The organism is Bartonella sp. ML69XJBT, assembly GCF_028618515.1.
Classification (GTDB): Bacteria; Pseudomonadota; Alphaproteobacteria; order Rhizobiales; family Rhizobiaceae; genus Bartonella.
Genome location: NZ_JAQITB010000003.1, coordinates 140,491 through 153,964 on the forward strand (window position 1 = coordinate 140,491; position 13,474 = coordinate 153,964).

10 protein-coding genes are annotated in these 13,474 nt (G+C 36.1%); 2 read left to right on the forward strand and 8 right to left on the reverse strand.

Going from position 1 to position 13,474, the window contains the following annotated elements; all coding sequences use genetic code 11:
- Positions 1–894 precede the first annotated feature (894 nt).
- A complete protein-coding gene (locus PVV68_RS01995) occupies positions 895–1,983 on the reverse strand; it encodes a 2'-deoxycytidine 5'-triphosphate deaminase (protein ID WP_273782606.1) in 1,089 nt (362 codons plus the stop codon).
- Positions 1,984–2,280: 297 nt separating this feature from the next.
- Between PVV68_RS01995 and mutL the strand changes: the two genes are divergently transcribed.
- Both mutL and PVV68_RS02005 read left to right on the forward strand, forming a co-directional pair.
- Positions 2,281–4,119, forward strand: coding sequence for a DNA mismatch repair endonuclease MutL (mutL, locus tag PVV68_RS02000; protein ID WP_273720143.1), 1,839 nt, complete (start codon positions 2,281–2,283; stop codon positions 4,117–4,119).
- A 121-nt stretch (positions 4,120–4,240) separates the two neighbouring features.
- A complete protein-coding gene (locus tag PVV68_RS02005; protein ID WP_273720128.1) occupies positions 4,241–4,468 on the forward strand; it encodes a DUF2093 domain-containing protein in 228 nt (75 codons plus the stop codon).
- 36 nt (positions 4,469–4,504) lie between these two features.
- Here PVV68_RS02005 and lpxK read toward each other — a convergent pair whose 3' ends face one another.
- The 7 genes from lpxK to PVV68_RS02040 all read right to left on the reverse strand — a co-directional run bounded on the left by lpxK (position 4,505) and on the right by PVV68_RS02040 (position 12,403).
- A complete protein-coding gene (gene lpxK / locus PVV68_RS02010; RefSeq protein WP_273720130.1) occupies positions 4,505–5,524 on the reverse strand; it encodes a tetraacyldisaccharide 4'-kinase in 1,020 nt (339 codons plus the stop codon).
- A gap of 1 nt (position 5,525) precedes the next feature.
- A complete protein-coding gene (gene waaA / locus PVV68_RS02015) occupies positions 5,526–6,836 on the reverse strand; it encodes a lipid IV(A) 3-deoxy-D-manno-octulosonic acid transferase (protein ID WP_273720144.1) in 1,311 nt (436 codons plus the stop codon).
- Positions 6,837–7,854: 1,018 nt separating this feature from the next.
- On the reverse strand, positions 7,855–8,097 hold the full coding sequence (locus PVV68_RS02020; protein WP_273720132.1) for a DUF4170 domain-containing protein: 243 nt from the start codon (positions 8,095–8,097) through the stop codon (positions 7,855–7,857).
- Positions 8,098–8,162: 65 nt separating this feature from the next.
- On the reverse strand, positions 8,163–8,966 hold the full coding sequence (locus PVV68_RS02025) for a 3'(2'),5'-bisphosphate nucleotidase CysQ (RefSeq protein ID WP_273720133.1): 804 nt from the start codon (positions 8,964–8,966) through the stop codon (positions 8,163–8,165).
- On the reverse strand, positions 8,953–10,284 hold the full coding sequence (locus PVV68_RS02030; protein WP_273782608.1) for a TldD/PmbA family protein: 1,332 nt from the start codon (positions 10,282–10,284) through the stop codon (positions 8,953–8,955). The genes PVV68_RS02025 and PVV68_RS02030 overlap by 14 nt, the downstream gene beginning before the upstream one ends.
- 999 nt (positions 10,285–11,283) lie before the next feature.
- Positions 11,284–11,733 carry a hypothetical protein gene (locus PVV68_RS02035; RefSeq protein ID WP_273720137.1) on the reverse strand — a complete coding sequence of 150 codons (450 nt, stop codon included), beginning with the start codon at positions 11,731–11,733 and terminating at the stop codon, positions 11,284–11,286.
- Between the two features lie 250 nt (positions 11,734–11,983).
- Positions 11,984–12,403 carry an EVE domain-containing protein gene (locus PVV68_RS02040; RefSeq protein ID WP_273720139.1) on the reverse strand — a complete coding sequence of 140 codons (420 nt, stop codon included), beginning with the start codon at positions 12,401–12,403 and terminating at the stop codon, positions 11,984–11,986.
- Positions 12,404–13,474: the final 1,071 nt, after the last annotated feature.

Sequence of the window (13,474 nt, forward strand, 5' to 3'; positions counted from 1 at the left end):
CCACTGTTTTTGAATGAAAAGCGAAAACACTCTAAAGCGAATAAGAACCAATCCGCACGCCTCCAATGAGACGTCTTCCCCAATATTCTATTCAGTAGAGGTAGGCAATTAAGATTGCAACTCAAAAAAACACATTGATAACAACAACATCTTTATTGTTCTTTTCTAGATTAAAAATCTGATGGTGATACGTCTTCATCAATAACCTCCCAGAAATGTTGTTTTAGTCATTTATTTTCATTTTAAATTAGTATTTCTCTTAATAAACTATAAAAGTACCTCATATGACAGTTTATACAAGTCACATTGAGTATATATCAAAAAAAATCCCTCCTCTAAAGATAAAAAACGTATTCATAGAATGTCTGATAGGCAGCTAGAAATGCTTTTCTACAAGCGGACTGAATAATGCTAGCTGTTTTTCTAATTTAAATTTATCAAATCATAGATTTCTTGATTAATTTAAGGCACTTTAAAGAATTTTAAATAATAAATACATATAAAGAGAAAAATCTCATTTTCTTTAAAAATTTTCTACGTATACTATAAATTGATTATAGACAGAGAATACAATTTATTGATTCTTATCAAAGTGAGCTTTGAACAACAGGTGAGCCATATCTAAAAAGTTATGAAGAATACTATATGGGAAAAATGTGTTACTGCTCTATCAACAAAAACGTCTATTTTTATTTTTAACGATATTTTATAATAAAACAAAATGTATGATATTTTTTACAATTTGTAAAAGTGAAACGCGTAGTGGCAAGAGACTTTACGCATTCAGTTGGAGGAATGCACAAAGTAAGAGCATATAATATATGGAAAAACTAAAGCTTTTCTTTTACTCTCATAGTTTTTTGCAAATATTTTACCAAAGCTTGTGTTTTCACATCATTTAAAATGCTTGGATAATTTTAATCCCTGCGCTTGATAATGTGATCCAACCTCATGCCCATAAAGTGTTGATGGTCGATTAAGCATATGTTCATAGACGAGACGGCCAATAATTTGTCCATGCTCCAAGATAAACGGAACTTCGCGGCTACGTACTTCCAAAACCGCTTTTGCTCCTTTTCCACCTGTCTCCATATGTCCAAATCCTGGATCAAAAAAGCCTGCATAATGTACCCTAAATTCACCAACTAAAGGATCAAAAGGCGTCATTTCAGCGGCATAAAGTGGAGGAACATGGACAGATTCTCGAGAGACTAAAATATAAAACTCATCAGGATCAAGAATCAGTTCTTTTTGACCTCGGTCAAAAAGCGGTTCCCAAAAATCTAGAATGTCTGCAATAGCACGTTTATCGATATCAATAACACTTGTATGGCGTTTACCACGGTAGCCCACAAGCCCGTTTTCGCCCCCTTCCAAATTAATAGAAAGCCCAATGCCACCCACATTAATATTAGGTAAATCATCTGATATAAGCGTTTCTTGCCGATGCAAACTATGGAGCTCAAGTTCATTTAAAAAACTGTGTCCTTTGCGAAATCGAAGCTGAGACAAACGTGAACCAGTACGTACCAAAATGGGAAATGTGCGTGGACTAATTTCAAGATAAAGTGGACCATGATAACCAGCACAAATCTTATCAAACTCCTGAGCATTGTCGGTAATCACACGGGTAAAAATATCTAATCGTCCGGTAGAACTTTTAGGATTAGTAGCTGCAGATAAAATTTCTGGTAAAGCCAAACTTTCTAAAAGAGGAACAACATAGACACAACCTGTTTCTAAGACCGCTCCATTTTGCAAATCAAATTCGTGCAACTTTAATCGTTCGAGTTTATCGAGAACTTTTACATGAGCTCCTGGCATAAAAGAAGCGCGGATACGATAAGCTTTGGTTCCTAAACGAAGATCAAGACTTGCGGGTTGTATTTGGGTTACATCAAATGGCAACAGAGCCTTAAGAATATGATTATCAATTAAAGCTTGTATATCACTATCTGCCAAAATACCGCTTACACGCGCCATATGTTTTGCCTTCCATTTTTACGTTATTTCTTTTTGTCTCAGATGATTGATGAGTGCAAGACATTTTAGGAAAATAACAATGATTTGCTTCTCATTTTACCAATCAACTTTCTGCTGTAGTTAACCATAGAATGCCACAAACAATGAAATAACATTTGATACAATATTCCTTGAAAATAAATAAGTTTTTTGAGAATAACAGCTTTCAATATATTCTCATTCTTGAATGTTGCACAAATGATGTTATCATAATTCAAAACTTCTCTAGAATCCTTAGGAATCTTGTTAGAATTTATGATGATCATACGCCATCTCAGCGAAAATATTATTAATCAAATTGCAGCCGGTGAAGTTATTGAACGGCCTGCAAATGTTATCAAAGAACTTGTTGAAAATGCCATTGATGCGGGAGCAACGCGCATTGAAATTATTACCGCAAATGGTGGAAAAAACTTTATAAAGGTGAGCGATAACGGCTGTGGTATTTCTGCAGATCAGTTAACATTAGCCGTTTCTCGTCATTGTACCTCAAAAATTACCGATGATGTGCACAATATCTGCTTCCTAGGCTTTAGAGGAGAAGCCTTACCCTCTATTGGTTCTGTTGCTAAACTGAGACTCATTTCACGAACGCAGGATGCTGATAATGCTGCTGAAATTATTGTCACAGCGGGAAAAATTGTTGGACCAAAGCCAGCTGCTGCAAATCCTGGAACGATTGTTGAAGTACGTGATCTTTTTTTTGTTACTCCAGCACGGCTGAAATTTATGAAAACTGACCGTGCTGAAACGAATGCGATTACCGATATGGTGAAACGCATCGCTATCGCATTTCCACATATTCGTTTTTCTCTTTCAGGCTCAGACAGAACTTCTCTCGAACTTCCTGCTACAGAAAATAATACCCAAGGACAATTACAACGTATTACGCAAATTATGGGTACAGAATTTGCTCCCAACAGTATAGCACTCAATGCGGAACGTGAGTCAGTTCGTTTGACGGGGTTTGCTTGTTTGCCTACCTTTAGTCGTAGCAATAGCCTCCACCAATTTGCTTATGTTAATGGGCGTCCAGTACGCGATAAATTTCTTTTTGGAGCAATTCGAGGAGCCTATGCTGATGTCATGACGCGGGATCGTTATCCTGTATGCATTCTTTTTATTGACCTTCCTCCCGCTGATGTAGATGTCAACGTACACCCTGCCAAAGCAGATGTACGATTCCGTGATTCAGGTTTCATTCGCGGTTTAATCGTTGGAGCAATTCGTGAAGCATTGCATCAAACGGGTGTTCGCTCTACTTCAACGCGTTCTGAAGCCATGTTAAGTGCATTTCAAACACAACAACCATTGAAAAATTTTCACAATACACTTCCACCTTCTTCTTATAGACCGCAGCCTCACCATTTGTCATCTGTATCAATGGTGCACAAACCATTGGATATGACCAGTTCTTTTTGTTTAAAAGAAGATACACCTCCTCTGATAGAGGGGTTAGATACACCAAGTGGTGATGCCTACATTTCAAATATTTCACCTTCACCAGAAGAATTGTCTTATCCGCTAGGAGCTGCCAGAGCACAAATTCATAAAAACTACATTATCTCTCAAACTCAAGATAGTTTGGTTATTGTCGATCAGCATGCTGCTCATGAACGATTGGTTTATGAAGCACTTAAGAATGCGCTTTATTCCAAACCGCTTCCTTCACAATTATTGCTGATCCCTGAAATTGTAGAACTCTCTCAAGAAGACGCAGCGTGCCTTTTAGCGCACAAAGATGCTTTGCAGAAATTTGGTTTGGGTATAGAGCCATTTGGACCTGGTGCAATTGTTGTACGCGAAACCCCCTCTATGTTAGGAGAAATTAACGTACAAGCTCTCATTAAAGATCTTGCGGACGAAGCCGCTGAATATGATACGACAAACAATTTAAAAGCAATGCTTGATTATATTGCTGCAACAATGGCTTGTCATGGCTCAATACGATCAGGACGTCTTTTGCGCCCTGAAGAAATGAATGCACTATTACGGCAAATAGAAGCAACTCCTCATACAGGAACATGTAATCACGGTCGTCCTACTTATATTGAACTTAAATTGGCTGATATAGAACGGCTTTTTGGTAGAAAATAAATGATTATTCACTGCTTTGGAAAGAAATATTTTTTCACAGTTTACTCTCGACTTTATAAGGCATGTTATGGCACTTTACTTGCGTAATCTCTCATAACAATAGTAAAGGGAATATAAAAAAATGTTTTCCAGTGGTGAACGCCAAGCAAAAATTCATTATACTAATAATGGGTATAAAGTCATAGAATATGGAACCTATACGCTTTGTGCTGTTAGTGGACAAAAAATCCCAATAGACGATTTGAAATATTGGAATCATCACCGCCAAGAAGCATATGCAAGTTGTGAAATTTCCTATCACCGCGAGCTTGAATGCAACCCGTATCTCAGCCAATTATTAAAAGATTAGAAAAAATAACCAATGGAAAGCTATAAATTGAACTCTTTAAAGGGGATTTTTACGCTCTCTAAAGCGAGTTATGACCTCCTCAAGGAGCATACGACAAAAATCTTTTTGAGAAAAATCAACTTGGGTATCAAATATAATAATATTTTTTAAATCTTTTTGCATATTGCTTGTTTGTATACGTGCATAATCCTTAGCAGTTGTCGCCAGCCATAGATTTTGATTTTTAGCCTTTTGTGCAAGATTTTTTAAATCTGTATCGGTAAAAAAATAGTGGTCAGGATAAGAATAAGTTTGCACCACATGACCGGACAGTTCTTTAATAGATTTAAAAAATTTATCTGGATGGCCAATACCTGCAAAAGCCAAAAATGATTTGCCTGCAACCTCATCAGACGCGAAAGATTTAAGAGAGGCATGATGCAAAGGTTTTCCTGTACGTGTGACAAGAAAAGAAACCTTATCTTGCGCATTCGAATCACCAATCAATAAAACACTATCGGTTAAAGAAAGCTGTGTGTCTAATGGTGCACGCAAAGGTCCTGCTGGGAAAACCGCTCCATTACCGAAGCCACGCATCGCATCTACAACAAGCAATGCATAGTCCATATAAAGACGGCGGCTTTGAAACCCATCATCCATTAAAATTAAATTACATCCTGCTTGTTTAAGCAGCCTTACTGCAGCATAACGATCAACGGATATAGCAACAAAAGCATGTCGTGCAAGTAAAAGTGCTTCATCTCCAACATCGTGCGCATTATCATATTTTTTATTGACAAGATGTGCTTTCTTAATCGCGCCACCATAACCACGCGAGACAACACCAGGCACGAAACCAAGTTCTTTAGCTACTTTAGCAAAAGCAATGACAACGGGTGTTTTACCAGCACCACCACAGGTAAAATTACCAATACACAAGACGGGAAGATCAATAATAGGAGGCTGTTTTGTCATATGCCGACGTGAAAAATAACCATATCCCCAAGAAATTGGAGCTAACAAAACACGCAAAAAGCTTTTGTTTTTCCACCAAAAATGTGGTGTGCTAATGTGCATGTCACCTCCGATGTTGACTTAACCCAGTTTGTATAACAAGGGGGTGCAAAAATGGCTCAAGAAGTTTTAATGTACGCTCAAGTGCACCCGCCATACCCGTTGCAATTTCATAGGCTTTATCAACCATTTCTTGTCGTAATGCTTCATTCGTTAAAAGCTTATACACTTGAATAGCAAGCTGTTTTGTATCTTGAATCATATAGGCTGCTTCACGCGCCAAGAATTGTTCGAACATCTCTTGAAAATTTGAGACATGAGGTCCCGTTAAAATAGCTGAACGAAAAAATGCTAATTCCAATGGATTATGTCCACCGTCTGCACATAATGACTTTCCAATGAAAGACACTTTTGATAAGCGAAGGAAAAGCCCCATTTCTCCAATCGTATCGCCCCATAAAATGTCTGTATTCGCCTCTGGAACAGCATTATGACTTCTACGAACAAAACGTAAATTTTTATTATTGCATTTCTCAATGAGGTCTTCTAAGCGTTCAGGATGACGAGGCACAATAATTGTCAACAAATCTGGCAAATAATCTTTAAGAATCCTATGAACTTCAAAAGCGATTTCTTCTTCTCCCTCATGGGTTGAAAGAGCGGCCCAAACTGGACGATTACCGATAGCACTACGGTAATGTGTATGTAATACTTGATCTTCAACGGGTAGAACATCAGCCTTAAGATTACCAGAAAGCGCAACAGATTTTACCCCAAGCGCATGGTAATAAGCGACATCTCTTTCATTTTGACCAAGAACGAGATCAATATGCTTAAAGATATGTTTAGCAAGAGCAGGGCGTTTTTGCCAAGCTTTAAAAGAACGTTCAGACATATGAGCATTAACCAAAATCTGCGGAATATGCATTTTAGCAAGTTCTTTAATACGCAGAGGCCAAATTTCTGATTCACAAACCAATACGAGATCAGGTTTCCAATGATTGATAAAACGGCGCATTGCTACATCTAAATCCAAAGGAGCATACTGATGAATTAACCGATTACCAAACAGTTTTTTTACAAGAGAAGAAGATGTTACAGTACCTGTTGTTAATAATACCTTGATTTTCAAGGATAAAATATAATTAATAAGCGGAACAAGAGCAAGTGTTTCTCCAACACTAGCTGCATGCAACCAAGTAAGAGGACTTTGAGGTCGTTCTTTATGGCTTTTTCCCAAACGCTCTTTTTGACGTCCTCGCTCTTCTTTTCCACGGACAGTACGAAGAAACAAATAAAAAGGGACAACAGGACGTAAGCAAAAGCCAATCATCCGATAGATTAAAAAAGCTGTTTGTGCTTTTAGTTCCATTATTAAAATCACCTCATATCATCTGTTTTGAGACGTCTGTAAACTTTTTTATTAAATGATGTATCACTCCTTTATGAGATCAATTTTTCTTCTTTCGAATAATGAAGTACGCCTCATATTTTAGGCAACAAAAACACCTTAGTCATGGGAATAATTTGGAAAAGTAGACACACAATTCTATACCATGTTTTCAAGAATCTTCTCCTATGAAAATGCATGCACACAGAGTATGATAGAACAGGTAAATAATTTAGCTAATAAAATAATCCTTTTTCTCATTTTACAGGCTTTATATCCACAATTATAATATTTTTTTCAGACCTAAAAATGCATTTTGCCCATGAAGAGCTCTCCTATCCATATGTCGCGATAGCTCTTGCATTCGAGAGCATTTATAAGAAACATTCGTCCTTGCTCAGACGTTTTATATCCACATGCTCATCCCGCTTGTTATGTGCAAGCGAATAGTTTTAATTGATTCACCATGGGAGAGATCTGAAATGAGAGTACCTTACGATATTCAGAGTTTTTCTTTAATATGAACAAAGATAAATTATGATTATAAATCAATATATTTTATCCATATAAACACAAAGTATTTTTACACCGCCTTCTGAAATCATGCACAAACTTAAGTTTTCACCTTTTTCCAAAGAGGGCATCTATTTAGTGAGTGAACAAAACAAAAATACGATAACAGCTTTTTCATTTTGAAAATAAAGAAAAGAGTTTACGATACATCATTCATACAAAAAAGTGATAAGAAAGAGATTATAAACACCCTATCTTTTTATAATCTTATCTCAAACTTTCAATTATGATTATCCAATAAACAAAAAGCAATCTATCCACAGAACAAAAACGATCCAAAGAGTGTTTTCATTAGTAAGTATTGCTTTCTTCGCTAAAAATACCTTGCTTTTTTTCTGAGCTCTTTTACTCATCTTGCGATTAAATCTAAAGAATTCAATTTTTCTGCACTTGATGTCGCTGAACATAATAATAGAATACGCAAGTTTCATTATGCATCGTCTGTTTCACTGTCAAGAATGTGCTGTAAATCTACAATGTAATAACGTTGTAATGCGTTGTCTACACTACTTTGTGCTTTTGCTTGCCACGCTTCTCGGGCGGACTGATAATCAGAAAAAATACCAACAACATCTAAGTTATCAATATTCTTAAATTGATTACTATTAAGATTTTTTAACTCCCCGCCAAATACAAGGTGCAAGCATTGTTTTTTCTCAGTGGCTTCAGTCATATGTGCCTCCATATCATAAAGAAATTTTAGTGTATTTTTTATGTGATGAAACTGATTTTATGTGATTAAACTAACTTGGCTTGACGAACAACATCTATCATATCTTGGCAGCAATTATTTTTACCAGCAATTAAAAACCCATATTGATAAGATTCAATTCCGTAAGATATAAAAGGTGTATCAAGCGCTAAAAAACATCCCCCGCATTCCTGTAAAATAAGATCAGCCGCAGCAATATCCCATGCATGACAATTGGGACGAATCAACACAATATCAATTTCATTTTGAGCCACAAGAACAATACGATAGGCAAGAGAAGGAATGTAGTGATAAAAATTGACTTTATTGCACAAATCATTCGGTAACTTTTGTACGAGTGATTTATCAAGTGAGACTGTATACTTCCTGTGGATCTGAGATACCAAAAGAGGAAGTTTTTTACCATTTAATGTTGCACCTCCACCAGTGACAGCAGCATAAACATCTCCCTTAGCTGGACATTGCACAACACCCACAATAGGGCGCCCGCTCTCAATAATAGCAATCGAAATACACCAATAGGTGCTGCCTGAGAGAAAACCACGCGTTCCATCAATAGGGTCAACCACAAAATAGCGTTCATAAATTTTTTGTTTCCGATCATCTTTCGTTTCTTCTGAAATCCATCCATAACTTGGGCGGGCTCTAAGAAGTTTTTCTTTCAAAAAGTCATCAACGGCAAAATCTGCTTCACTGACTGGTGAATTTCCTTCTTTAATCCAAACATCCAACGTACATCCAAAATACTTCATTGCTAAATCTCCTGCTTCTCGACAAACATCAAGCAAGAGGTTTAAGTCAGAAGAATGATGCGTGTTATTTTCCTGCAAGTGTCATTCCTTCAATTAATAATGTTGGAGCTGCTGTACCATAACGCCGATCGATATCATTTGCAGGTGTTAAATGCGCTAACATATGAAGCAAATTGGAACCTAACGTTACTTCGCTTACAGGATAAGCAATTTCACCATTTTCGATCCAAAAACCAGATGCACCACGGCTGTATTGTCCTGTAACAAAATCAATACCATGCCCGAATAGTTCTGTGACATAAAATCCACTTTGCAAACCTTTTATCATATCATGGGGTGATATGAGCCCTGGTTCAATAGCAAAGTTGGTACTTGCTGGCTTAACCAACGATGCTGAACGCACACCATGACCATTGGTTTTAAGTCCCAATTCACGTGCTGAAGATGATGAAAGAAGCCAGTTTTTTAAAATACCATTTTCAATAATATTTAATGTTTGTCCCTCTACTCCTTCTCCATCGAAAGGGCGCGAAGCATTCCCACGCAGTCTCAAAGGCTGATCTGTCACATGAACATCTGGTTTCATCACCGCTTTACCTAAGAGATTTTGTAAAAGACTTGTTTTACGTGCTACAGATGCTCCATTGACCATAGATGCAATATGTCCCGCGATGCCACGAGCCGTACGTGGAGAAAAAATAACATCTACAGTTCCTGTGGCAGCACGAATTGCTCCTAAACGTCGAACAGCTCCAACACCAGCATTTCTTCCCACAATTTCTGCTGCTTCCAGATCAGAAAAATGTAAGGCCGTTGTATAATCATAATCCCGTTCCATCGCAGTACCCTCACCAGCAAGAGCACTGCAAGAACGTGAAAAACCACTGGATTGGTAGGCACCACAAAAACCATCACTGGTGACAAGAACAAATCCGCTATGACCATAAGCTGTCGCTGCTCCACCAGAATTGCTTACTCCTTTAACATCGAGGGCTGCTGCTTCTATTTTTAAAGCATCTTCTGTGAGAAAATGACTGTGCGGAACAAAATCATCAAAAAGATCGAGATCTTTAGGATGTATCACCAAAGATTCTTTATCTGCCAAACCTTCGAATAAATTGTCTGGAGAAGCTTTGGCCATTGCAACAGCACGTTCTGCCAATTCTTGTGGATAAGCTGCTAAATTAGCAGAAACACTTGCCACTTTTTTTCCGACAAAAACCCTTAATGTAAAATCATTACTCTCTGAAGCTTCTGTTGATTCGACTTTTCCAAAACGAACCGATACACTGGTAGAATGTGTACGAACAATAATAGCATCAGCAGCATCTGCCCCAGAACGTTTTGCCGATTCAACCAATGAAGCAGCTTTATCAATCTGGTTTTTGTCAGTCATCACGGACTCCCTTAAATTTAATTCCTCATATGGGGAAGCAATTGGGCAAATTTATACAAAAGGTGACTTTTGTATATTCATCGATAAAAAATATGTATCATGGACGCATTTTTTTTCAACGAATTAAGCAATTTCCTTTTTAGCGTCTTTTCAAAAAGGTGCAATATATTATCAATTTTTTTAGGTTTCAATTATTCCAATCCACGATATGTTATTACACAAATTAAAATTGCCTTTATCATCAAACCAATAGGAAGTTATGCGATAACACTTGGCTTCATTTCAATTTTTCAAGCATTCCAATAATTGGAAGATGTCCTAAATGATGTTTCCTTTTACCACGAAGCATTAAAGCGACTTTTACATTACTCTCCTATGGCATTCTTTAATTCTCATGAAAACATGAGGAAATGCTCCTCTAATACTCCTTCTTTAACATTTATGAGCTTTCTCATCATAAATACAATAATAATGAAACACAAATCATAGAAAGTGTAAAAGATAAGTTCAGTCGTTATAATTTTATCAAGAACAGCAGTCATTATTTTGTTTAATATACATAATGTCAACACAGACTTTTTTCATATTTTAGCGAAATAAGTTATTATCATGACATTCGCTCTCGATGTCACCGGATATAAATGATAATATCGTGCCTTTCTTATGCATCATATTTAACCAGCTACGATGTTATTAAATAAAGCCTGAGTGTCTTATTAAATTCTGATAGAATAAAAACGATACCTTTTTAGTTTTCAACAAAAGAGATATTTTATGAGTCTTTTTGTGATAAAGTAAAATTAAGTAATTTTTATAAAAGTTTTAGTATAGAAGCGGTTTTATACAATGATAAGCTTTAAATAAATAATCCCAAAATGCTCTGTGAATGGTTAGCTCATAAAATACCCATAATTCAAAGATTTAATTCTCACGTAGGCGACAACGTCTACATTATTTCTTTTTACAACAATATCGATTTTCTTTATAAATGAGGCATAACTACGAGATAGTTTTATCTCCAGTAAGAGCGCGCCGACTCATTTCAGTCATTGCATAGCGGAGATGTTGCTTAATTTTTGTGCCAATAATCATTCCAAAGAAAGGAGAAAGTAAGCCAGACATCGTTACCGTATGACGAATTTTATTTTTTGAAGAGTTTGAATCCGTTGAAATAATATACTCATGATTAAAATTCATGTGCGTAAAAGGAAGTCTAGTATAATCAGAAAAGCAAACATTTTTTATAACTTTATCAAGTGTGAAAGTTACTTTCGGTCCTTTTTTAGGTTTCATTTGCCCCGTTGCTCCTACTTTGAAAGCACCAGAGAGTTCTACCCACTCAAGTTCGTAATCCCAGCACGGCCAAGTTGTCACGTCTTCCCACATAGCCCAAATTTGCTCAGCACTTGCTTCTGTGTTAATTTCTTCACTATATGTCCATTTAAACATGAGAGTCCCCTTTATATTACAAAAATTCTTATTCTAGTGATGAAATACATAAATATTCAAGCTAAAAGCAATTCTGAAATTTAACATATGCCCTTCTCTTGCAGTTTAGTTTCAAAATAGGAGTATCGTGACAAAGGGTGAGTTGATACCAATCTATTATTTTAGACCATGCTTTAATTCAACAAAGATACTCAGTTATTTTAAATCAATATTCTTTAAATACTTGGAAACAACCAAAACAGTTAAACAATTAGCCATCATAAATCCCCATTGCTTTGCGAATTTTGGCGGCATCAAAAGCGGTAATTTCAAAAAAACCCCGTCGCGCCAACACTCCCCAATGAGGGTTTGTTAAAAATTCAAGACCCTGAATCTCTTTTAAAATAACAGGTTGTACTTGTTTGTGAAAAATAACATCTTTTCGAAAAGGGCTGAAATGAGGCATTTGCTCCACTTGATAAATATGATTATCCTTAAATATACACTGAAACTCTACTGTTTGCAGAATCTGTCCAGTACCCATTTTGCACCGTGGACAGTAAATGAATACTTCATCTCCTTTAGAGGTCTTTCGGAGTGGTCCAGCTTTACCGTGACAGACTTGAAGAAAGCCAAATTGTGCGGCAAGGCGTGCGTGCTCTCGAGAAATTACAGCTATCCAATGTTTCATTTATATTCATTCTTTCACAAAATGAGTAAGATTTTTATACTTAAAATATCTTTTTTAAAGTTATCTAGTAACGAAGGTGATTTTTTCACATTGATAAAGATACAGATACAATTTGAGTAGCTTAAAATTGTAAATTTCTGCTAAGAAGTTAATAATATATTTTGTATGAACAAAAAGAAATTAATCGTAAGAAGTCATCACAATGAGTATGGAATATGATTGCTTAGTAAGGAAAGCTCGTAAAAAATTATTGAGTTAAAAAACTTCAGGATTTCTAAATTCTTTCAAATAAACTATTTTTTAGCGCATTCACGTTTAAAAGAAATTTGTTCCATTTCTACAAATCATCACATTACAATTGCTATCATTTAAAAACATAAGACAAAGAGAGTTCGATACAAGAAGCAAAAGAGTGTGAGAAAATAAATTTTATTTGGTTTTGTCATAAGTATTTGATAAAAAATGAAATTTACGATTTTTCTATAGCTTTCACTTATGAATAAAAACAGCTTATATACAGATAATTTGCCAGGATCATACCTTCGAAATCATATAACATTTCAAATGACAGTTTTTTAAATCTCTGTTGAAGCAGCTTACAATTTTATATAGTATAAAACAAGATTCAAGCGTATGTCAAAAGGCGGGTCAGTTAAATAACTTATTATTTTCGCTTAAAAAAATAAAACGGTGCCCATGTCAGGCACCATTATTACATTTGCCAGCCTCCAATGTTGTGACAGACCTTGCATTAAGACGGTTCATAAGAGCCATTTTTACTCTTATTATACAGTTTTATTCACACGTCAGCTCCGCTTTTGACGTGCAAGAAAGTGATTTTGATTGATTCAAGATAGACAGATTTGAAATAAGAGAATCTTACGATATTCGGGACACTCATTCAATATGAATAACGCTAAATTATCATTATAAATCAATGTGTCGTTGGTTCATGCAGACAGAGATAACCACCAGCGGTGATGTGTTTCCAAAGCGTGGTAACAAATCGCACATCATCTGCGGGCGTTCCAGCATCAATCCAAGCAAAATCTATTGGTCCCCAAGATTTGA